Genomic DNA, 20,169 nt, shown 5'->3' on the forward strand with positions numbered 1-20,169 from the left:
CACTTATACCTAAAATTACAGAGTACTAAAACTACTCGATGTTTTAATTGTAGATATGGCAGTTTCACTTATACTAAAATTACAGAGTACTAAAACATTACAGAGTACTAAAACCTCTAGCAATATAAAATCGCTAAAAGAATTAGTTTATAAAAAGGTATCTCAGTGAACAAGTTAGCTAAACTCATTCACTAAGATAATAATAGATTATTATGTTAATTATAGCAAAGTAATTAATTCAACGATTGTTGATTTAAATATTTATTGATGCTTTTAGGCAGTAATTCATTTTTAATTTTCAATTCAAATTTGTGATTACAATGTTGCATATATGAAACGCCAACATATATATCAATAGCACTAAATAACATAATTTGTGCTATTTGATAATTAGATATTACGGGATTTAATTCTAATTTATCTTGATAAGTTAAAATGAATCGGTTCAAACTTTCTTCCAGTTCGCTCTTATCAAAATTAAGTGGCGCATTCCACTCTAATTCTTCCAGAAATTCAGATGTGTTTTTTTGCTTACCATCTCTTATATAGTTATTGTATTTCCATTCTTCGGATAGAAAATGTAATGATCCTGTTAATACAATTATGTTTGCATCGAGCGTTAACAACAATTCTTTCAATTTAATTTGTTCTTTAGGACTTAAATTTGCTTCAGGATATAAGTAAATCAATAATAAATGATTATTGTATAGCTTGTTTAATTCATCAACGATTAAAGGTAGCACTTGCTCTATTCTGTTTACTAATTTTGTATAATCCTTCTTCATTTCATATTCAAAGCTTAATAACTTAATGAAATATTTAATATCTAAAGTCTTTATTTGTAAAGGTAATTCATTGTAATTAATCATCTCTAGTAAATCATTTAGAAGTTGATTAATAGAATTTAAATATCCTGAACTTTCAATGTGATTAGCAAAATCTCTTTGAAGTTTCTTATTCAAAATAGATGCGGCGCCTAATGAATGCTCAAGTTCTATTTTGTTATTATCAATAATAAAACTCTCATACTCAAGATTAGAAATTAGTTCATGATTAGTACATTCTATAATAGAAACTTCATTCTTATTTGAATTTCTCTTTTTAAAATATTGATCAATAAGTTCAAGTATGTCCTCTTCAATGGTTTCAAATTCATTATAGATAGCAGTGTATTGGCCAATATTCAGATTCACTGTAGGTACTGCTTCAGATTTTATTTGCCATATGATATGTTCCATATTTTCTCTTATCAAAAAATAATAGTTCTATTATCACCTAATAGTTCTATATTATGATTTTCTTCTCCTAAAAGTATTTGCATATGTTGATATTGCTTTTCAGTTATCATGATTGCCCTGACATGACCTTCTTGAGGTAGAAAAGTATTTACTTTTTTTATAGTTTGGTTTGCCGCATCTTTATTTATGACACTCTTGATATAAATTGAGTATTGCATCATTAAAAATCCATCCTCAATGAGTTGCTTTCTATATTTACTATAAATTCTTCTTTGTTTCTTAGTTTCAACTGGTAGATCAAACATTAATAGTACTCTCATAAATCTATAACTCATAAAATGAATATTTACTCAAACTAGGAAACTTTAATGATTTAATATCACCGTCTTTAAAATACTCAATTATAGATTGCACCATGATATCAATAGCTCGAATAACCGTTTGCATTTTTCCATCAATTTCAACACGTGCATGTAATAGATTAATTATTTTTAATCTATACGCTTTCGTTAAATAGTCTTCAGGAGGATGTTTCAATAAGAACAAATCAACTAGCGCCCTAAATGGTTCAATTAAATCTGATGCTAAGTTAAAATGATTTCTCCCTCCAATATGGTGGATGCCAATTGCTGGTATTAAGCCTTTTGCGACTATCGTTCTAGCTATTGCAGCATTCAAAATAGTGTACCCATAATTTAAAACCGCATTCTCTATAAGCGCATCATTATCTCTTGTAAAATCTTTAAAGAAACTATTAAAATAGTATTTTGCAGCTTGACCCTCAATATTATTCCGATCGTATATCAATACTGACTGCTTTAACTCTGTCATTTTTTGAATTCGCACAGTATCAATGTGCATATACTTCATACATTCAATTTGATTTTGAATTTTTTGCTTTACAATTGATTGCCACAATTCACTTTTACGAGCTACATCCCATTTTAATTGCGCTTTCATTTGCGTATATTGATTAAAATGACCTGATATCGGTTGTAAAGTGCATTCTGGCAAATGCTTTTGATTGCAAAAGATAACTAAAATATTATAATCCGAGAGTTCTACTAATAATCTGGATGTTAATGTAACAGTTAAATCTTCAATAACTAACGCAAAAATATCAGCTAAAGGAATCTTAGTTTCTAGATCGCCTTTTTTGATTTTCAAGCTATTTAAATTAAGTGACATGTGATTAACTTCTGTTATATACACAATTCTCCAACTCATAGCTTAGATTCCTTTTTTTAATATTAATTGTGGCTTTTCGGCGCAAGATTGATAATATTTATTTCCTAGAACGTCAGTAGATAATTTTCTAATACTATTCACTTTTTTACCTATTGTTATCCTTAATCTTCCACTACCCTTGACGCCATTAATCTCACAATACTCTTTATAATTTATTTCAGGAAAATTGAGTTCTATAATATTTCTCTTATCTTCATTAACCCCAATAATTGTATATACCTTACCATCTAGTTCAATCAAATCATTATAATAAAAACTTCCAATAAATTTAGCTTTAGCATCGATACCTTTATTTAACTTTAATTTCTCATATTTGGCTTCAGGAATATAATAATAATTATCTTTTTTAAGTACATCCAAATATGTAATGCTAACGAATTTATAACCTTTATCAGTCAGATACACATCAAAACGATACGACTTAAATGATAATTTCACAAGTTTGTTTCTCGAATTGCTATATTGATTAGTAACATCTAAATGATTTCCAACCTTTTTACCAAACATCTTAATCGATTTAACAATTGGTCCATTATTTTTCTTGCTATATTTAGTTAAATAGTCTCCTGTTTCTTCGTGATATTTAGCCAATGGATTTTTCTCATTAGCGTATTGCTTCATAATCACTTCTAGTTTTTCAAACGTTTTTGGATCATTTTGGTACATTAAGAATTTTTCAGGATTCTTTTTAAAATGTTTTTTTAAATCTGTATTATCTTTACTATAAATATTCTTAATCGGCGAGATGATATATAAGTCATCATCTTTTACCCTTGTTGAATATAGTGTGTCATTGATCAATCGTCTATTTGGTTTCTTATCCACTCTATGCGAATATTTAAAATCTCTAAATTCTTTAATTTCTTTTACTTGCTGTGGAATGACAAATAAATCTTGGTATTCTTCATCACTATCAACTTCAATTTTAGTTTCTATCTCTTTACGTTCTGGTTGTTCTAAAACCTTATTTGCTGCTTTTAACTTTTTACTTTCTTTAAATAAGAAATCAGCGTTAGCGATAATTAGCGCATCTTCAGCATGATGCTTATAACCATGGTTACGTTCTTTCTTGAATTCCCATACTTTTCTTAAATGATTTGTAAAGCTACCATTGATTGTTTTCACTTTAACATCCATATCATTAGCGCTGAAATATGCTTTTAAATAATTGGTTAATTCTCTTGTAGCGTATCGCGTATCAACTAAGTTTCGATTAATAAATTCTTTTTGTACCTCAAATTTATTTATATCTCGTTCTTCTAGTAAGTAGTCTTTTTTCTTCTTCGAAATTCTATCTTTTGATTTACTAAGATTTAACACGTGCTGTTTAAACTGATTATAGGATAGTTTCGCTTCTCCTGAATTTAAGTATTGGTATGGTGTACGGTTACCTTTTTTACTATTTTCTGTTTGCTTAACGAGAACTTTATTTTGATATGAATTATCAAATGATACAGATCTAGGAATAATATGGTCTACTTCATAATGATTAGGATTATTTAATAAGTCTTCCAACGGTATACTCTCAAGAGAATACAGACATTTGCCCTCTTGTTCATCATGAAGTCTAATCTTTTCAACTAATCGCTTCGCATTTTGATTACCTGTTTTTCCGATAATCTCGTTTATTCTCTGTCTTGTTTTTTCATTTTTCTTTTGTAATTCATTAATAAATTTTTGTTTATCTTTTGTATTATTCTCTCTCGCCAACTCAATTATAATATCTTTAGGAGCACCATATTTTTCTATTACTTTATTGATAACATTGATTGCTTGACCAAACGTTCTTTTCACTACTGGAGATAGTATAAACTCATCAATCATATCTTTAGGTATTTTATTTGCTTTCTTTAAGTCAATTTTTCGAGGTTTAATATTTAAATATGCAAAGATTTCCATTTGATTTCTAGGAGTATGCCATAATTCCTCTAATACTAAATTTATACATTTTAAAGAAAGTCGGTGTGTACCGTTATAACCAGCTAAGTTAGAAATACTTTCCTTATCTATTTCATTAATTGGTTCAGCTAATTGCTCTAATTCTTTTTTAATGCTCTCTTTATCTTGGTAGATAGTTATAATTTCAGCAATTTGATCTAATAACTGAATATTTTCCAATATACTTTGGTCTTTTAGAGATTTTTTTAAATCGTGATACAGTCTAAATTCAGTAAAGTTTTCTTTACCGGACTTAGTTATTCTATAACCTTTTATATCTTCTGGTTTTACACCTATTTCATTAGCAATTTGTTTTAAAGTAGGTTTTTTCTTTTGTTTAAACACATTTTCAATGATGTGGTATTTTTCATGATATTCTAATTTATTTAGCCCATCTCTTTGAATTACTAAGTTATTTAAATCATTTAATGCATTAAATAAATCAGCAGAGTATGCATACTTAACGCTTCTTAATTCTTCAGGAAAATATGTACAACGGCCCATCAAATGTTCATACCATTTCTTTAAATCAGCACCCCATCCGTAAGGACTACCTTCACCTGGACCTTCATAATATTCTCTTCTTGTCTCCACTAATTCAACATACTTATCAATAAAACTATTATCCAAATGATGCGTTTCTTTTTGTGTTTCTAAAATTTGTTTTATTTCTTTAACAATATCTGCCGTCTTAAATCTATTTTTCTCGCCTCTAACTTTACCTTCATTGTATCTTTCAAGTAAAAGTTCACATACGAATTTATCTTTCAATAAATGATTATTTTTTGATAACTGCTCTTTAGTAGAAAGTTCGTTAGATGCATCCTCTTCTTGATCTATAACATCTATATTATGTATACCGCGTCTTTTAGCTAAATGTAATAATGCGATTGCTAATTCATCTCTCGTTAATTTTTCTCGTAACCCTCTCACTCTTATTTCATAAGGGTTTGTTGATTGAGGCATGACATCAATAGAATCGAGTAGCTTATAATCTTTTAATAATTGTTTAACACGCTCTAATCTATGGATTCTTCGTCTTTTTAACCTTCTAGCGCCTCTTTTACTTCTACGTCCTTCATTATTTTCTACATTAGCTTCAGGGAATAACCTCACTCCGGCATCAATAATTGATTTGTCATTGTAATTTATAATGCCATATCCAACTGAAGTTATACCTATATCTAATCCTAAAATATAATCTGTTTTCACTTTAAATCACCCACCCCTATTTTATAATTTGATTATAATTTAAAACAAAATGCGTTGTAATACTTTTTAACTAGATTTTTAAATATTTTTTTATTTTCTTAAAGTTTTATTACAAAATAATAGTGTCCCTATTCATAAAGTTCCCTATACTAATGACAAAGACAAGCGATGTATTGAATCACAAATGATTCTATAAACTTTCCCTTAGACATGCGTCGCAACAAAAGTTGCTTGGATATGAAAAAAAGCGCAAGTGCTAAGCACTTGCGCTTCGTATTATAAACAAATTATTTATTATCGTTGTTACCTTTTACTTTATCGATAACATCGTTTGCTTTTTCTTTAACGTTTTCAACAACTTCTTTAGCTTTACCAGAAGCTTTGTCGCTTTGACCTTCTTTTTCTAAATCTTTATTGTCAGTAGCATTACCAACAGTTTCTTTTAAATTACCTTTTGCTTGTTCAAATTTATCTTCAGCCATTTGAGATTCCTCCTTGATAGTCTGTATATCTTGTATAGTAATAAATACCACACAATAACATGTTTAAACATCGTATTCGTAAAAATTTAATTTTTTCATTTTACATATGCGTTCAACTATAATGATAATGAAATAAATCAATTTAAGGAGTGGTTATAATGAAATTCATTAATTTTACTGCAATGACTGAAAGCGGCCTCACTAAAAAGGTAAATCGTTTCTTAGAAGAAAATCCATATATTGAAGTTATAAAATTTGACTATACAATGGGATCTGGCGGACAAGGTGTCGGCATACTGTATAAAGATAGAAAATCTTTCTAAATTAAAGGAGTGGACAGAATTCTTTTAAAATTCGTCGTAACCCCAACTTGCTTAGCTGGTAAAATCACTTTCGTGATTTTTTGTGTTGGGGCCCCGACTCCTAGCTTGCTTTACTTGAAGCATTTCTTAATGAAATTCTCTTTGCTAGGGCTCCGCGCCCTCAAGGTTGACTAGAACTGAAAAAGTTTAATTTAAGCGCTTTTCTAGTTCAGTCAGCTACTATGAATTTGCAAAATAGCATCATTATATTATTGATGACCTAGCCTCTATGCTTACTTTGCTGGTACAACTGCACCTTTGTATTTATCTTTAATGAAGTCTTGAATCTCTTTAGATTGTAATACTTCCATTAAAGCTTTGATTTTTTCATCATCTTTATGTCCTTTTTGAACTGCAATTAAGTTTGCGTATGGGTTGTTGTTTGCTTTTTCAACAGCAATTGAATCTTTTTGTGGACTTAATCCTTGATCAATTGCATAGTTAGAGTTGATGATTGCAGCATCTACATCTTCGTTTTGATAGATTTTTGGAAGATATTCTGCTGATTGTTTACTGTTAAATTTAATGTCTTTTTTGTTTTCAGTGATATCTTCGAATTTAGCATCTTCGATTTTTACACCTTTTTTGATTTTAATTAATCCTTCATCAACAAAGAATTTTAAGAAACGACCTTGCTCTGCTGGGTTGTTTGAAACATATACTGTTGCACCTTTAGGAAGGTCTTTTAAACTTTTATATTTTTTAGAGTAAACAGCCATTGGTTCTAAGTGAACTTTACCTGCATCTTCAATTTTGTACCCTTTTTCTTTACTTTCAGTTTTTAAGTAAGGTACGTGTTGGAAATAGTTCGCGTCTAGTTCACCTTTATCTAACAATTTGTTTGGTGTTGTGTAATCGTTAATCGTTTTAATTTCTAGATCATAGCCTTTCTCTTTAAGTAAAGGTTTCGCTTTTTCTAGAATTTCAGCGTGTGGTGCTGGAGATGCACCTACAACGATTTTCTTATCTTTGTCCCCACTACCATTGCCACAAGCTGCTAAAACGACAGTTAATGTTAGTACTAAAATTAAGCTTAAAAGTTTTTTCATTGAATCATTCCTCTTTTCTTTTAGCGTTTGTCAATTTTATTTGTAATCCAATCCCCAATAAATTGGATTATAAATACGATAATTAAAATAAATACAGTTGAAACTAAAATGACATCATTTTGGTTACGCGTGAATCCTGTTAAGTAAGCTAAGTTACCTAAACCACCTGCACCAATAACACCTGCAATTGCAGTAGATCCAACTAATGCGATCGCTGTTACGGTAATACCTGAAACGAGTGCTGGCATTGCTTCTGGTAATAGTACTTTACGAACAACCGTCCAAGTACTTGCTCCCATTGACCAAGCCGCTTCTATAACACCTTTATCTATCTCTTTAAAAGCAATTTCAACTAATCTTGCATAGAATGGCGCTGCGCCGATGACTAATGCTGGTAAAGCACCCGTTGGACCACTTATTGTTCCGAGTAAGACACTTGTAAATGGAATTAATAACAAGATTAAGATGATAAATGGAATTGCTCGGAACAGGTTAACTATAAATGAAACGATACTATAAAAGACTCTAGCACCTTTCGAATTACTCTTGGCTGATAGGAATAAAAGTACACCTAAAATCAAACCAAAAATAAATGCGAAAATCGTCGAAACAATAGTCATATAAAGCGTTTCATAAATGGCTTCCCATACTTCTGGCCACTGGACGTTAGGCATTGTAATCATCTCTTTGAAAATATCACCGTATGATTTATCCATGCTTAACCACCTCCACATTTACATGTTGCTGATGTAAATCATCTTTAAATGTCTCAAATTCTGTTTCAGCAATATATGGTATGTGAACCACTAAGAAACCTACTGCACCGCCACGTGTGTTTTTGATATTTGCCTCAAGAATATTGATATCAATGTTATGTGTTTTACTTATGTACGAAACAACGGGTTCTGTCGTATTATCACCATTGAAATTAAGTCTAACGATATAAGCATCTGAATCTAACGGTTCAAGATGTTGGATAGATTCTTCAAAATCATCATCTAAATCATCTTTCACGAAGCGTTTAGTCACTTCGTGTTGTGGATTTTCAAATACTTGCGTTACTTTACCTTGCTCTATCACACGTCCGCTTTCCATGACTGCTACTTCATCACAAACACGTCTGATAACGTGCATTTCATGTGTGATGATCACAATTGTAAGATTTTCGCGCGCTTTAATCTTTAACAGTAAGTCTAATATTTCATCTGTTGTTTGTGGGTCTAATGCACTAGTAGCTTCGTCACATAATAGAACATCTGGTTCGTTTGCCAGAGCTCGTGCGATGCCGACTCTTTGTTTCTGACCACCTGACAATTCAGAAGGATAAGCATTTTCTCGTCCCTTCAAACCAACAAGATCAATTAATTCTCGTGCTCTTTCAATTGCTTTACCTTTAGAGTATCCTGCAATTTCTAACGGGAACATAATATTGCGAAGTACCGTTCTTGACCATAATAAGTTAAAGTGTTGGAATACCATACTTACTTTTTGACGTTTTTTTCTTAATTCTGCTTTTGAAAGTTTGTTAATATTATCGCCATCTATAATAATATCGCCAGATGTAGGCGCTTCTAGATTATTGAACATTCTAATTAACGTACTTTTACCAGCACCAGAGAATCCGATAACTCCAAAAATAGAGCCCGTTTCTATATTTAAGTTAACGTGATCAACTGCTAGTACATCCTTATCTTTTGTGTGATAGCGTTTAACAACTTGATTTAACTTAATCACGTTTAGTGCCTCCTTAAAATTCATTATGTAATTAAAAAAATGCTTTCTCACTTTAGATTAAGTTGAGAAAGCATTGATTCATCTTTCTCTCATCTTCTAAAGTAATTAACTTTATGTGAATTGGCACCATTTCTAATAATAGACGGTTGCCGGGCTTCATAGGGCACATCCCTCCACCTCTCTTGATAAGAGTTTTCGCACTATTTAATTAATTTATATCCTACCATTGCACTATAATTTCGTCAACAATTATTTTAATTTTTCTAACAAATAAGGTACAGATTGAAATGCATAAATTCTATCTATCTCTATATCCTTATTCATAACAATTAGAACAGGTACTGACATAATTTTGTTACGTTCACTATATTTAGGATGGTAATTCAAATCGATTTTTTTAACGGGTAAATGTAGTATTTCATTCGCAATATCGAGCATGCGCTCAGACATTTTACAAGTACCACACATCGGTGTGTATCCGAAAATGAGGTGTTTATCTTTATTAAAATTCTCACTAATATCTTCAATTTCTACAGATTTACTCATGCATGATTACTAACCTTTCAGTCGTTAAATTGGGAATTAGACGTTTTTCTTTACGTACTGTAAAGCCATGTTTACTCAATACATGCGCAAGATAGTTCTTGGGACATCTAGCAACTTCACAATATGTTTTATCAACATAAATGTGTTCACATTCACTAAGATGACGTTTAAACCATTTTCTTATCTTTTCACCTTCGTCATCTGAATCTGCTAGCACAAAGACTTGCTTGTCATATAATGTTTCAATCATGTCATCTAATTTATCAATACTCATTGTACCATGCGTACAAATAATATTGATAGGTTCAGCGATGACTTGTTGTACTCTCTTCTTATCAGATTTGCCTTCAACAATAATAACTTTATTTAAAATTGCCATGTTAATCCACCTTCTAAGTCGATAATAAACAATCAGTTACTTCTTCACAGAACGCGAATACCTTAAACATCATTTACAATTACTTAACAATGTACGCAATTAAAGACACCCTACCAAACTGAGATGATTACTTTATAGATAAAAAGACAAAATAAAAACTCCATGATCGCAATCAAGGAGTTTAAATTAATTATTCACCAATCATTTCTTTGTATTGATCAGCTGATAATAATTCATCTAATTGACTTTCATCGCTAAGTTCAACTTTAACCATCCATGCTTTCTCATATGGTGATTCGTTAACAAACTCAGGACTATCTTCTAATTCTTCATTTGATTCTACAACTTTACCAGATACTGGCGCATATAATTCAGAAACAGTTTTAACTGATTCTACGCTACCAAAAGTATCCCCTTCGTTGATTTCATCATCAACTTCTGGTAATTCAACAAATACAATGTCACCTAATTCGCCTTGTGCGTATTCAGTGATACCAATTGTTACTGTGTTGCCTTCAACTTTTACCCATTCATGTTCTTTTGAATATTTTAATTCGCTCGGTACTGCCACGAGAATCCCCTCCTAAAATTAATTACAATTTAATGATGCCATACAGTAAGGTTTCATTCAACTATTAAAGTAAAAGTTACAATAATTTATATAAATAAAATTTGTAATTTTAAACTATAACCAAATTTCTTTGTATTGATCTTCTTTAAATCCTAATGTGATGTTTTCTCCAGAAATAGCTAGTGGTCGTTTAACTAACATGCCATCTGAAGCTAATAGATTTAATTTTTCATCAGTAGATAAATCTTTTAATTTATCTTTTAAACCTAATTCTCTATATTTTGCACCATGCGTATTAAATAGTTTATTAACTTCTACACCTGTTTTATCGATAATATCTTCAAACTCTTTTTTAGTTGGTGTGTGTTGTACAATGTCAATCGGCTCATAACTTACGCCATGCGCATCTAAAAATTTTGCTGCTTTTTTACAAGTTGTGCAATTTGAATATTGATAAAATTTAATCATTCAGATGTAACCTCCTATTTCGTCTTATTTTAAATATATCAGATAATCTATGTAAACGCTCTATATTTTAAGCTTAATTTTTCATTTAAAGTAAATTATTCGTTATAATACATTTAGTATTTATTAAAAGGAGCGTTTATTATGCAAAGTATTACTACAACTGATGCGTTTAAATCAACAATCGAAAGTGATAAACCCGTTATCGTTAAATTTGAAGCCGGTTGGTGTCCTGATTGTAAAGCGATGGATATGTGGATTGATCCAATCGTTGAAAAGTATAACGATTACGAATGGTACACTGTAAATCGTGATGAACTTGAAGATGTAGCTGCAGAAAATGATGTAATGGGTATTCCTAGTTTATTAGTATTTGAAAATGGTAATAAACGCGCACATTTACATTCTGCAAATGCTAAATCACCTGAACAAGTAGAATCATTTTTAGATGAAACGTTTAATAAATAGGACGTAGCAAAAAATAATTTAAACATTGGGTCGTTATATTACGGCGTAGTTGACTGAAATTGAGATAAGCTTGTCTTTCAGACCTTGTCAAATTGGTCAGCTTCTAACTCAAATAAGTAGGCTGGGACAATATAAAATGTCTCAGCCTACTTATCGTTTTAGCAATAACTCACTGGTTTGAAAATGCGCTTAAATCAATTTCTTTCAAACCTAGTCATGATTGTCGCCGGGCCTAAGTAAAGAGAATTTTATCAAGAAATTCTCTTTAATGAAGAGAAACAACGAATTTATTTTATTTCAGTCCACTCTCCCCGTTCATTCTAATACTTAGAAATTAAATGTTTATTTTTACGTGGTGCTTTTGGTGGCACTTCTTCTAAATCTGTTAAATATAGGAAACCTGCAATAATTTCGTCTCCTTGTACACCAAATACTTTTCGAACTTTAGGTTCAAAAATATAAGGTTGTGTCTTCCAACATGTACCAATACCTTGTTCATGCAATAGTAGCATTAAATTTTGAGCATACGCACCCATCGCAAAGAAGTTTTCGCGATTTTGTCGTTGTCTTGGATCTGTTTTAAGCACGAGTACTAACATGCCACCCAAATTAGTCACATTCTGGTAGTGGTCTTCTTGTTTATCAGGGTCATTTGGAAAAGCAAAATGCGTAACATCTCTACTCATCTCCCCTAATCTATCCTTAGCTATATGGATAATTCTCCATGGTTCTCGCATTCCATGGTTTGGAGCATCTGCTGCTTTCTCAATCGCTTGATAAAGCTTATTGTCATCTATAGTCATATCATGTTTAAATTTCTTAATACTTCTTCTTGAAGCAATTGCTTCTTGTAGTTCCACAATTATCGCCCCTTATTATTGATAATTCTTCTCAATTATAAAGCCTTTACCACTTAATTTCAAATGTCTATTAATGATTCTCATAAAATAGTAATTGCTGTTTTAAACGATTGATATGTATTTGTCCTGGCGCTTGAGGTTCACCTAAACATCCATATGATACTGTACCGCCAAATACACCTTGCGCAGTTCTACTCACTAAACCAGTACTAGACATTGAAATACCAATCACTTTCGCATCTAATGTATCTGCACTTGCTGCCATTGCTTCAAGTAACGTAACCACATCTTCTTTGCCATGAGGCATCACAGCGATTTTGACATAATCAGGATTTAATTGATTCATTTTATAATAAGTAAATTTTAATATATCTGTTTCAGGCGTTTCTTCAAAATTGTGATATGAAATGACAACTTGTTTATTGTTTTGATGTGCTAAATTGACTAAATCTCGGTATGCACTGACATCACAATCACTATCCCATTCAATATCCCATTCAATATCAATCATATGGCAATGATAATCTTTGATAATGTTATTCAATAAAGCCATATAGCTTTCATACGACATTTCACCTTGGCCACCTTGTGACAGCGTACGATATGTTACTAGAACTTTAACGCTCAAATTCATATCTTGTAGACGCTTGAGATTGGATTCAAGTAACTCAAGATGTTGTTGTTTCCATTGATCAATTCGTAATTCTAGTATATCCATATCTTCATTAAAGGCCTGAATATCATCTAGTGTTGCTGTATCCAATAATTGATTCGGAGCTACTGTTGCAGCCACTTCAACGTTAGTCATAAAGTTTCCTTCTTCCTAAATTAAACTTGCATTTATTTTAAACTATTGTCAGTCTATCTCCAACCTCAAGTTACTTACTTTATCGATTAATTTACTATTTAATGATTTAATATTTTATAAATGGGTAGATAATGATTGTATACGAATTTAGGAGGTAATAATAATGGCAGTTCAATATGAAACAAAAGCAACAAACGTTGGTGGACGTAAAGGACATGTAAACACTGACGATAATGCAATAAATGTAGATGTATTACCACCACAACAAGCGGACGGAAAAGCAACTAACCCTGAACAATTATTTGCAGCTGGTTACGCTTCATGCTTTAATGGTGCTTTTGACCTTATCTTAAAACAAAATAAAGTGCGTGGCGCTGAGCCAGAAGTAACTTTAACTGTACGCCTTGAAGATGATCCTGATGCAGAAAGTCCAAAACTAAGTGTAGCAATCGATGCTAAAGTAAAAAATGTATTGTCTCAAGAAGACGCTGAAAAATATTTACAAGATGCACATGAATTCTGTCCATATTCTAAAGCAACACGTGGTAATATCGACGTTGACTTAAATGTGGAAGTTGTAGAATAACTGCGTTTTAAATAAATACAGTCTGGGACATAAATAATATAATCACGCTAATTAGCAAATTCGCAGTAGCTGACTGAACTGAGAAGACGCTTAAATCGAGCTTTTCTCAGTTCTAGTCATCCTTGCGGGCGGGGCCCCAACAAAGAGAATTTCATCAAGAAATTCTACAAGCTAAGCAAGCTGGGAGTGGGACGACGAATTCAAAAGAATTCTGTCCCACTCCCTTACCTTTAGACACAAAAATTTTTTCTAGAATTTTTGTGTCTTCTTTTTTTGTGAAATTTTCAGATTTAAGTTATTCTATAAATACAGTAAATAAATAACTTTATAAAACATTTATACATATTAAATCTCAAATAGTTTATAATAAAATTGTTTTTACATCAATTTTTTTGAGCTTGCCCTATTAATCATACAAATTTTGCGATTATAGAACTGTAATCTATGATAGGTATAGGAGGACATAATGACAACGATTCGTATACTAAAACAAAATGACTTAGCATATTATACTCAATTATTATCAAGTAATTCCCACACGTATTCATGGGATAAAGTATACCTCGAGAATATCTCTAATGATGACCTGAATCAAATACTTTCTGATGATGAAGCATTTTGTAATATAATCGGTGCTTTCAAGGATGATAAACTTGTTGCATGTGTGACATTACGTCAGTTAAAACAAGTTGGAACTTCCCATAAAGCCATGCTAGAGAATTTATTCTTTCTTGATAAGAAGGATGAAACAACACTTCAAGATTTAATGAAAGCTGCTTTAGATCATGCCAAATCTCGTAATATCGAAAAACTAATGACATGTGTGACGTCTAATAACATTACCGGTAAAATCTTTTTCTCAACTTTAGGATTTGAAACGTTAGGACTTGAAGCGAAATCTTCAAAAATTGGTGATGAATATTTTGATGTACATTGGTTATTGTATGATATTGTCTAACCCTTTTTCATAATTGCTTAACATTTTTCTAGACATTTCATATATGACCTTTATAATGGGTTTTATATTCTAAATTTTCAGAATTTGTTAATTCAAAATCGCTTCTATGTGGGGTATAAAATGATACAAGCTGTTATACACGGGCTCTTATTGGCAATAGGCTTAATACTACCTTTAGGTGCCCAAAATATATTTGTCTTTAACCAAGGTGCTAATCAAACGAAATTTCGGCATGCACTGCCTGCTGTAATTACCGCTGGACTATGTGATTCTTTACTCATAGTATTAGCTGTCATAGGTGTATCTTTAATCCTTATGTCATTTCCATTGCTCCAAATTGTAGTATACATCATTGGATTAGTGTTTCTACTATATATGGCATGGTCATTGTGGCATGAACAAAGTACGCAATTAGATGATCAGAGGGGAATCTCACCTGCTAAGCAAATTAGCTTCGCTCTCTCTGTTTCACTCCTTAATCCACATGCAATTATGGATACAATTGGAGTAATTGGTACAAGTGCTTCTGCCTACGCCGGTTCTGAAAAGATAGCATTTACTATAGCGACGATTAGTATTTCATGGTTGTGGTTTATCTTTTTAGCAATTGCCGGACGCAGTGTGGGTCACTTTGATAAGTCCGGTCGATTATTGATAATATTAAATAAAATATCAAGCATTATCATTGTTATCGTTGCATTAATGATACTTCAAAAAATGTTCCATTTATTATTTTAAAAAGTGTTGTTGTATATGCGCTAAGGACTCATTCTAAATAGCACAAAAAGAGGCTGGGACATAAATAATATAATAATGCTATTTTGCAAATTCGCAGTAGCTGACTGAACTGAAAATACGCTTAAATCAAGCTTTTTTCAGTTCTAGTCATCCTTGCGGGGGTGGGACGACGAATTTAAAAAGATTTCTGTCCCACTCCCTTCATGAACCCATTTAATTTTCATGTTTAGAAATATCTCCATTTTCTGGATCAATTTTTTCTATAAATTGAAATACGTTATTGTCATATGTAAATTTTAAAATATGACAATTTCCAATAAAGTATTGCGTTGCTGCTGTATCTCCAATAACTTTTCTTAAAAAAACATCAAGTGTCGTTCCATGACTGACAACTAAATTAGTATCACTGTCTGTGGTACGCATAATTTCGGTTAACGTGCCGATAAAACGCGCTTCAACTTCTTCCTTAGATTCTCCGTCAAACACAACCAAACGGTCTCCAAATGCATCTTCGACATCATAATTCGAATTTAGTAAATCATTACTTTCCCCTTCTAAAATCCCAAAATGCCATTCTTTAAGTCCCTTTAGACGCTTATAGTCTTGATCAGGTACAACACATTCTAACGTATCACATGCACGTTCCGAACTTGATGAATATAAATTTCCAAATGTAATTTGATGTGCCTCAAAATATTGACCTGCTTGTTTAGCTTGAGCGATGCCTAAGTTTGTTAGAGGAGAGTCACTTGCCCCTTGCACCTTGCCTCTTAGATTAAACATTGTTTGTCCATGTCTCATTAAATAGAGAGTTTTTACCATTATATACACCTCAAACTTAAATTTTGCTTCTAATCATTCACTTTTATCGAAAGTGTTACTAATTACTAACAATGCTTAAGCACAATTGAATTTTCGAGTAATAGTATACATTAATTTTTTAATTTTCAAAAACAAGAACATTGAAAAAATTTATAAAGTGGTTTGAATCCCGTCATGATGGGTATTAATTATTATAAGATTCACAATTCTAAAAGGAGTGTCATTGATGAGCAATCATAATGAATATAATTATGTTAATCCAAATAAGCTCTCGTTAGATTGGGAATGTTTAATCATAAGCAAAACTGACATGCTATTAGATGGTGTTCCCCAAGAATTAATTAATTCTTGGATGGACAGAAATATTATTGAACCTTTTTCAATAAAAAATAATGAAATTAACTTTAAAACTAAAGATGTGTGGAATGCGTTAAACACGCAAAATTGGTATTACGCTCACTCAAATTAATTTATATAAACTTATTGCTCTATTTGTACTTTCAATAAGTTGGTGATCGACGTAGTTTGACATAACATACGCTCTAATTACTTGATTATTTCGTTCATGTTTCGGAAACTCACCGTCATTCTCGATATACTGAGCTAAACTTCCAAGAGGCGTATCATCATTAATAAACCCAATTACAAAATCATAAAATGTCATAGTTCCCCCTCCTCAGTCTAATTATGCTTTCTTTGAATATTTCATTATTAATTTTGTCTAAACATATAATATAACTCAACTTTAATATGTAATTAGCATTTATTTTGCTTATTTGTAGTATATAATGTCTTACATTTAATATACTGTTAAAGATTATTAAATCATTAACCCAATAAATAATCACTAAATTTATCATTTATTTAATGGTTTCTTGTTGTAATTGTTACAATTAAGTGAATCATTCGAGGTACGTTTATTTAATTGTGCAGCATATATGAATTTGAAAATAACTATTCAACTCAATTTTTAATTTAATAAGAGATATGATGTCAACCGTTGCTTTATAGCGGTTGGCTTTTTGTATTTAAAAATGTTGTCATATTAGTTTGATATTCATTATTGCTTACTTTCCAAATATAAGCAACTAAATTTTCACCAAATTTCAATATTAAGATAAAAACATTTAATTACTTTGATTAACTCGTGTTACCGGTATAAAATAAATGATATGATGTTAGTAAGTTTAACGAATTATAAAGAGGTGACACCCATGAATAATAATAAAATTTTTTGGATAAATATTTTTATGACACTTTTATTTCTGGGCTTTAATATCGTTGTCACCTATAATCCAGATTTAGATGATTTCTTTTGGCTAGTTCCAGGACTTACGGTTAGTGGCATTACCATTATATTAAGTTTGAGTACTGCCCTTATTTGTAAGAACATAGTTAGCGAAGTGATTTTTCTAATTAATATTGTTATGCTTCTATACTACATTTATCCTATGGTATATACATTTTTTTAAATTAATATTTAGGAGGCTTACACATGAGTTTGCATTTAACCATATTATTATGGCTCGGGATCATTTTCGTAGTAGCAGCCTCAATTATATTGGGCTTATTACTTAAATCTAAAAGAGAAGAACGCAAAGAATCATACTTAGGCTTTACCGTCATATTTTATATTTTCGGATTTGCATTATTAATCTATGTATTCATATTCGGTATATTATAGCGGTGAATTTGGGAGTGTGACAGGAATCTTATTACATTCATTGTCGCACGCCCTTTTTTATTGTTATCTATATGCAATATTCATAAATGCTTAATAATTACTAAGGAGTACAAAAATGAAATGTCTAATTTCTTCATTTATAAAAATACAATTAGTAATATTAATTACTTTTCTACCTTATTCGACGCATGCAATCGCGCATACAGATGATACAAAAGTACTCTCTCCAACCGAAGATGATTTTGATTTACAGCCAGGTGATATCATACTTACTAAGGGCCCAGTTTTATTTGGGTTCTTTGGACATTCAAGCATTGCATTAGATCATGATACTGTTTTACAAATAGAAGGTCCAGGTGATGAACCCATTACTGAATCCTTTCATTCTTTCAAACAACGATTTGGTGAAGGAAAGGATGATTGGATTAAAATTTATCGTTGTACTATGCCAGGTGCTGGAGAGAAAGCTGCCAAATGGGCTGAAACACACTATAAAGATACAGATAAAACCTATTTAGTCACTTTAAATCTTAAGAGCGAAAGATTTACATACTGCACTAAAATTATTTATCAGGCGTACAAATATGGTGTAAGTAAAAATGCTATTAATGAACATGGATTACTTATCATTTCCCCTTATGCCCTAGTCGACAACTTCACTGATGATTACCAACTCCAATTAGTTAAACAATACTAAATAGATATCGCAAGGGTGTGTGACAGAAATAAGATTTTTTCAAATTTTATTTCATTGTACTACTGCCAATATATAGTTGTAGCCTGAGACATCGATTGTTGTCTCAGGCTTTTTTGATTATACTGTTTCTTTGAAATAATTAATGAAATGCTCGTTTTCTTCTAATAAATCAATATACGAAATAGAACTAAACGGGATAATACGTGTACAATTTTTTAGCGGATAGATAATAATTTCATTTTCATAATCTAAATGAATATCATTTTCCATCACCATTTTTTTAGTACCTACCACAATCGCAATGGCTTTAAAATCATTGTTATCAAAGTACCTTTTTAATAATTTTTTATTCATGTTATCTCACATCCTATTCACTTCATATTTACCATTATTTTGTAAAATATTAATGAAGTTACTGTATGTTTTATGTAAATTTGTTTTTGAAAATATTTTCAAAAAATAAAAACATTCAATATCTATTTCATTATAAAATAATAATATATTAAATTTAGGAGTGACTATATTGAAAAAAGTTTTATTTACATTATTATTAAGCCTAGTTCTATTAGCTGGCTGTAGCTTTTCAAACCAAGACAAGGAAAACGATCATTCTAAGTCTAAGACAACATCTCAAGATAACAAAGATAATGATAAAGAGAAAGTCAATCAACAGTCTAGTGCTAAATCATCAAACAAAGATACGCAAAGTGATCATCCATCCACGCAACAAAGTAATAACGACCACTCGTCTAACAAACAAGACTCAGTGTCCCAAGACACTAAGCAAATTGATGTTCAAAATATAACTGATCGAGCAACATTAGAAACAGTGATTTATAGTAATAACTATACTGAAATAGAAAAAATTGCTGCATACAATAGCGCAGTAGCTAATGGCGTCATTCCTCAAGGGAATGTGATGGAAGGCCCTGCAAGCGCTGCATACGAAAGCTCATTACGCGTTGAACGTGGACAAGAAAAATCAATTTATGATCAATCAAACCAAACTTCTGAGACAGATGATATTGATGATCCTAATGCAGAAATCAATGCTGCCACTAATGAGGATGAGTATGTTGATGCTTTGAGAAAGAAATATAACGGTGGCTTATCTTCAGGAGAACTTCAAACAAAACACGCCATTGAAGAAGGTTATTATGATGGTGATGATGCTGATGAAGTATATGAAACAATTCAACAACGCGAACAAGATATAGCTAACGGTAAATATGATAAGTACAAGCGTAATTAGTAAAAAATTGAGTTGAATAGACATAGAGAGTAGCTAACATGAGGCTGGGACAAAAATAATATAATGAAGCTA

Annotated in this window: 27 protein-coding genes and 1 riboswitch; of the genes, 10 read left to right on the plus strand and 17 right to left on the minus strand. The window is 31.2% G+C overall.

What is annotated here, in order from left to right; genetic code table 11:
- Window positions 1–233 precede the first annotated feature (233 nt).
- The 5 genes from HMPREF3239_RS06835 to HMPREF3239_RS06855 form a co-directional block, all read right to left on the minus strand.
- Window positions 234–1,238 carry a hypothetical protein gene (locus tag HMPREF3239_RS06835; protein ID WP_070855138.1) on the minus strand — a complete coding sequence of 335 codons (1,005 nt, stop codon included), beginning with the start codon at window positions 1,236–1,238 and terminating at the stop codon, window positions 234–236.
- An 11-nt stretch (window positions 1,239–1,249) separates the two neighbouring features.
- The gene (gene cas2, locus HMPREF3239_RS06840; RefSeq protein WP_070855139.1) at window positions 1,250–1,558 is read right to left on the minus strand and encodes a CRISPR-associated endonuclease Cas2; all 309 of its coding nucleotides are present in this window, start codon (window positions 1,556–1,558) and stop codon (window positions 1,250–1,252) included.
- Window positions 1,559–1,562: 4 nt separating this feature from the next.
- Window positions 1,563–2,465, minus strand: coding sequence for a type II CRISPR-associated endonuclease Cas1 (gene cas1 / locus HMPREF3239_RS06845; protein ID WP_070855140.1), 903 nt, complete (start codon window positions 2,463–2,465; stop codon window positions 1,563–1,565).
- A 3-nt stretch (window positions 2,466–2,468) separates the two neighbouring features.
- On the minus strand, window positions 2,469–5,636 hold the full coding sequence (cas9, locus tag HMPREF3239_RS06850; RefSeq protein ID WP_070855141.1) for a type II CRISPR RNA-guided endonuclease Cas9: 3,168 nt from the start codon (window positions 5,634–5,636) through the stop codon (window positions 2,469–2,471).
- Window positions 5,637–5,923: 287 nt separating this feature from the next.
- Entirely contained in the window at window positions 5,924–6,118 is a 195-nt protein-coding gene (locus HMPREF3239_RS06855) for a CsbD family protein (protein ID WP_053029845.1), read from the minus strand.
- 158 nt (window positions 6,119–6,276) lie between these two features.
- Between HMPREF3239_RS06855 and HMPREF3239_RS12460 the strand changes: the two genes are divergently transcribed.
- The gene (locus HMPREF3239_RS12460) at window positions 6,277–6,441 is read left to right on the plus strand and encodes a hypothetical protein (protein WP_016931019.1); all 165 of its coding nucleotides are present in this window, start codon (window positions 6,277–6,279) and stop codon (window positions 6,439–6,441) included.
- Window positions 6,442–6,713: 272 nt separating this feature from the next.
- Here HMPREF3239_RS12460 and HMPREF3239_RS06860 read toward each other — a convergent pair whose 3' ends face one another.
- The 7 genes from HMPREF3239_RS06860 to HMPREF3239_RS06890 all read right to left on the minus strand — a co-directional run bounded on the left by HMPREF3239_RS06860 (window position 6,714) and on the right by HMPREF3239_RS06890 (window position 11,227).
- Window positions 6,714–7,529, minus strand: a complete 816-nt coding sequence (locus HMPREF3239_RS06860) for a MetQ/NlpA family ABC transporter substrate-binding protein (RefSeq protein ID WP_053029847.1) — start codon at window positions 7,527–7,529, stop codon at window positions 6,714–6,716.
- A 20-nt stretch (window positions 7,530–7,549) separates the two neighbouring features.
- Window positions 7,550–8,245, minus strand: coding sequence for a methionine ABC transporter permease (locus HMPREF3239_RS06865; RefSeq protein WP_070855142.1), 696 nt, complete (start codon window positions 8,243–8,245; stop codon window positions 7,550–7,552).
- Window positions 8,238–9,263: a methionine ABC transporter ATP-binding protein gene (locus tag HMPREF3239_RS06870; protein WP_070855143.1), complete on the minus strand. Its 1,026-nt coding sequence runs from the start codon at window positions 9,261–9,263 to the stop codon at window positions 8,238–8,240. The genes HMPREF3239_RS06865 and HMPREF3239_RS06870 overlap by 8 nt, the downstream gene beginning before the upstream one ends.
- Before the next feature lie 86 nt (window positions 9,264–9,349).
- Window positions 9,350–9,455, minus strand: a riboswitch (SAM riboswitch).
- 57 nt (window positions 9,456–9,512) lie between these two features.
- The gene (locus HMPREF3239_RS06875) at window positions 9,513–9,809 is read right to left on the minus strand and encodes a thioredoxin family protein (RefSeq protein WP_070855144.1); all 297 of its coding nucleotides are present in this window, start codon (window positions 9,807–9,809) and stop codon (window positions 9,513–9,515) included.
- Complete coding sequence (locus tag HMPREF3239_RS06880) at window positions 9,802–10,188, minus strand: toprim domain-containing protein (protein ID WP_053029854.1); 387 nt, start codon at window positions 10,186–10,188, stop codon at window positions 9,802–9,804. The genes HMPREF3239_RS06875 and HMPREF3239_RS06880 overlap by 8 nt, the downstream gene beginning before the upstream one ends.
- 190 nt (window positions 10,189–10,378) lie before the next feature.
- A complete protein-coding gene (gene gcvH / locus HMPREF3239_RS06885) occupies window positions 10,379–10,759 on the minus strand; it encodes a glycine cleavage system protein GcvH (RefSeq protein WP_053029855.1) in 381 nt (126 codons plus the stop codon).
- Between the two features lie 114 nt (window positions 10,760–10,873).
- Complete coding sequence (locus HMPREF3239_RS06890) at window positions 10,874–11,227, minus strand: arsenate reductase family protein (RefSeq protein ID WP_053029856.1); 354 nt, start codon at window positions 11,225–11,227, stop codon at window positions 10,874–10,876.
- Between the two features lie 141 nt (window positions 11,228–11,368).
- On the opposite strand from HMPREF3239_RS06890, the gene HMPREF3239_RS06895 reads away from it, so the two are divergent.
- A complete protein-coding gene (locus tag HMPREF3239_RS06895) occupies window positions 11,369–11,692 on the plus strand; it encodes a thioredoxin family protein (protein WP_070855145.1) in 324 nt (107 codons plus the stop codon).
- 320 nt (window positions 11,693–12,012) lie between these two features.
- On the opposite strand, the gene HMPREF3239_RS06900 is transcribed toward HMPREF3239_RS06895, so the two are convergent.
- Together HMPREF3239_RS06900 and aroD are read right to left on the minus strand one after the other, a co-directional pair.
- On the minus strand, window positions 12,013–12,552 hold the full coding sequence (locus tag HMPREF3239_RS06900) for a nitroreductase family protein (RefSeq protein ID WP_070855146.1): 540 nt from the start codon (window positions 12,550–12,552) through the stop codon (window positions 12,013–12,015).
- A 70-nt stretch (window positions 12,553–12,622) separates the two neighbouring features.
- Window positions 12,623–13,360: a type I 3-dehydroquinate dehydratase gene (aroD, locus tag HMPREF3239_RS06905; RefSeq protein WP_070855147.1), complete on the minus strand. Its 738-nt coding sequence runs from the start codon at window positions 13,358–13,360 to the stop codon at window positions 12,623–12,625.
- Between the two features lie 163 nt (window positions 13,361–13,523).
- Between aroD and HMPREF3239_RS06910 the strand changes: the two genes are divergently transcribed.
- The 3 genes from HMPREF3239_RS06910 (at window position 13,524) to HMPREF3239_RS06920 (ending at window position 15,642) form a co-directional block, all read left to right on the plus strand.
- The gene (locus HMPREF3239_RS06910; RefSeq protein ID WP_053029860.1) at window positions 13,524–13,946 is read left to right on the plus strand and encodes an organic hydroperoxide resistance protein; all 423 of its coding nucleotides are present in this window, start codon (window positions 13,524–13,526) and stop codon (window positions 13,944–13,946) included.
- A 466-nt stretch (window positions 13,947–14,412) separates the two neighbouring features.
- Complete coding sequence (locus HMPREF3239_RS06915; protein ID WP_070855148.1) at window positions 14,413–14,904, plus strand: GNAT family N-acetyltransferase; 492 nt, start codon at window positions 14,413–14,415, stop codon at window positions 14,902–14,904.
- Between the two features lie 120 nt (window positions 14,905–15,024).
- Window positions 15,025–15,642, plus strand: a complete 618-nt coding sequence (locus tag HMPREF3239_RS06920; RefSeq protein ID WP_070855149.1) for a LysE/ArgO family amino acid transporter — start codon at window positions 15,025–15,027, stop codon at window positions 15,640–15,642.
- Window positions 15,643–15,855: 213 nt separating this feature from the next.
- On the opposite strand, the gene HMPREF3239_RS06925 is transcribed toward HMPREF3239_RS06920, so the two are convergent.
- Window positions 15,856–16,464: a histidine phosphatase family protein gene (locus tag HMPREF3239_RS06925; RefSeq protein ID WP_070855150.1), complete on the minus strand. Its 609-nt coding sequence runs from the start codon at window positions 16,462–16,464 to the stop codon at window positions 15,856–15,858.
- A 226-nt stretch (window positions 16,465–16,690) separates the two neighbouring features.
- On the opposite strand from HMPREF3239_RS06925, the gene HMPREF3239_RS06930 reads away from it, so the two are divergent.
- Window positions 16,691–16,933, plus strand: a complete 243-nt coding sequence (locus HMPREF3239_RS06930) for a hypothetical protein (RefSeq protein WP_053029866.1) — start codon at window positions 16,691–16,693, stop codon at window positions 16,931–16,933.
- Here HMPREF3239_RS06930 and HMPREF3239_RS06935 read toward each other — a convergent pair.
- Window positions 16,925–17,128 carry a sterile alpha motif-like domain-containing protein gene (locus HMPREF3239_RS06935; protein WP_053029867.1) on the minus strand — a complete coding sequence of 68 codons (204 nt, stop codon included), beginning with the start codon at window positions 17,126–17,128 and terminating at the stop codon, window positions 16,925–16,927. The genes HMPREF3239_RS06930 and HMPREF3239_RS06935 overlap by 9 nt on opposite strands.
- 550 nt (window positions 17,129–17,678) lie before the next feature.
- On the opposite strand from HMPREF3239_RS06935, the gene tsaA reads away from it, so the two are divergent.
- The 3 genes from tsaA to lnsA all read left to right on the plus strand — a co-directional run bounded on the left by tsaA (window position 17,679) and on the right by lnsA (window position 18,845).
- Window positions 17,679–17,936 carry a type II toxin-antitoxin system antitoxin TsaA gene (tsaA, locus tag HMPREF3239_RS06940; RefSeq protein WP_053029868.1) on the plus strand — a complete coding sequence of 86 codons (258 nt, stop codon included), beginning with the start codon at window positions 17,679–17,681 and terminating at the stop codon, window positions 17,934–17,936.
- 23 nt (window positions 17,937–17,959) lie between these two features.
- Entirely contained in the window at window positions 17,960–18,148 is a 189-nt protein-coding gene (tsaT, locus tag HMPREF3239_RS06945) for a type II toxin-antitoxin system toxin TsaT (protein ID WP_070855151.1), read from the plus strand.
- A 115-nt stretch (window positions 18,149–18,263) separates the two neighbouring features.
- The gene (gene lnsA / locus HMPREF3239_RS06950; RefSeq protein ID WP_053029870.1) at window positions 18,264–18,845 is read left to right on the plus strand and encodes a lipoprotein N-acylation protein LnsA; all 582 of its coding nucleotides are present in this window, start codon (window positions 18,264–18,266) and stop codon (window positions 18,843–18,845) included.
- 117 nt (window positions 18,846–18,962) lie between these two features.
- Here lnsA and HMPREF3239_RS06955 read toward each other — a convergent pair whose 3' ends face one another.
- The gene (locus tag HMPREF3239_RS06955) at window positions 18,963–19,199 is read right to left on the minus strand and encodes a hypothetical protein (RefSeq protein ID WP_070855152.1); all 237 of its coding nucleotides are present in this window, start codon (window positions 19,197–19,199) and stop codon (window positions 18,963–18,965) included.
- 160 nt (window positions 19,200–19,359) lie between these two features.
- Here HMPREF3239_RS06955 and HMPREF3239_RS06960 point away from each other — a divergent pair, with 160 nt between their 5' ends.
- Window positions 19,360–20,097, plus strand: coding sequence for a hypothetical protein (locus tag HMPREF3239_RS06960; RefSeq protein WP_371106761.1), 738 nt, complete (start codon window positions 19,360–19,362; stop codon window positions 20,095–20,097).
- Window positions 20,098–20,169: the final 72 nt, after the last annotated feature.

It is taken from the genome of Staphylococcus sp. HMSC34C02, from assembly GCF_001838705.1.
GTDB lineage: Bacteria > Bacillota > Bacilli > Staphylococcales > Staphylococcaceae > Staphylococcus > Staphylococcus borealis.

Coding starts and splice junctions, on each gene's coding strand:
- HMPREF3239_RS06835 (WP_070855138.1), bottom strand. CDS start 1,238: ATGGAACATATCATATGGCAAATAAAATCTGAAGCAGTACCTACAGTG.
- cas2 (WP_070855139.1), bottom strand. CDS start 1,558: ATGAGAGTACTATTAATGTTTGATCTACCAGTTGAAACTAAGAAACAA.
- cas1 (WP_070855140.1), bottom strand. CDS start 2,465: ATGAGTTGGAGAATTGTGTATATAACAGAAGTTAATCACATGTCACTT.
- HMPREF3239_RS06855 (WP_053029845.1), bottom strand. CDS start 6,118: ATGGCTGAAGATAAATTTGAACAAGCAAAAGGTAATTTAAAAGAAACT.
- HMPREF3239_RS12460 (WP_016931019.1), top strand. CDS start 6,277: ATGAAATTCATTAATTTTACTGCAATGACTGAAAGCGGCCTCACTAAA.
- HMPREF3239_RS06860 (WP_053029847.1), bottom strand. CDS start 7,529: ATGAAAAAACTTTTAAGCTTAATTTTAGTACTAACATTAACTGTCGTT.
- HMPREF3239_RS06865 (WP_070855142.1), bottom strand. CDS start 8,245: ATGGATAAATCATACGGTGATATTTTCAAAGAGATGATTACAATGCCT.
- HMPREF3239_RS06875 (WP_070855144.1), bottom strand. CDS start 9,809: ATGAGTAAATCTGTAGAAATTGAAGATATTAGTGAGAATTTTAATAAA.
- HMPREF3239_RS06880 (WP_053029854.1), bottom strand. CDS start 10,188: ATGGCAATTTTAAATAAAGTTATTATTGTTGAAGGCAAATCTGATAAG.
- HMPREF3239_RS06890 (WP_053029856.1), bottom strand. CDS start 11,227: ATGATTAAATTTTATCAATATTCAAATTGCACAACTTGTAAAAAAGCA.
- HMPREF3239_RS06895 (WP_070855145.1), top strand. CDS start 11,369: ATGCAAAGTATTACTACAACTGATGCGTTTAAATCAACAATCGAAAGT.
- aroD (WP_070855147.1), bottom strand. CDS start 13,360: ATGACTAACGTTGAAGTGGCTGCAACAGTAGCTCCGAATCAATTATTG.
- HMPREF3239_RS06910 (WP_053029860.1), top strand. CDS start 13,524: ATGGCAGTTCAATATGAAACAAAAGCAACAAACGTTGGTGGACGTAAA.
- HMPREF3239_RS06915 (WP_070855148.1), top strand. CDS start 14,413: ATGACAACGATTCGTATACTAAAACAAAATGACTTAGCATATTATACT.
- HMPREF3239_RS06920 (WP_070855149.1), top strand. CDS start 15,025: ATGATACAAGCTGTTATACACGGGCTCTTATTGGCAATAGGCTTAATA.
- HMPREF3239_RS06925 (WP_070855150.1), bottom strand. CDS start 16,464: ATGGTAAAAACTCTCTATTTAATGAGACATGGACAAACAATGTTTAAT.
- HMPREF3239_RS06930 (WP_053029866.1), top strand. CDS start 16,691: ATGAGCAATCATAATGAATATAATTATGTTAATCCAAATAAGCTCTCG.
- HMPREF3239_RS06935 (WP_053029867.1), bottom strand. CDS start 17,128: ATGACATTTTATGATTTTGTAATTGGGTTTATTAATGATGATACGCCT.
- tsaA (WP_053029868.1), top strand. CDS start 17,679: ATGAATAATAATAAAATTTTTTGGATAAATATTTTTATGACACTTTTA.
- tsaT (WP_070855151.1), top strand. CDS start 17,960: ATGAGTTTGCATTTAACCATATTATTATGGCTCGGGATCATTTTCGTA.
- lnsA (WP_053029870.1), top strand. CDS start 18,264: ATGAAATGTCTAATTTCTTCATTTATAAAAATACAATTAGTAATATTA.
- HMPREF3239_RS06955 (WP_070855152.1), bottom strand. CDS start 19,199: ATGAATAAAAAATTATTAAAAAGGTACTTTGATAACAATGATTTTAAA.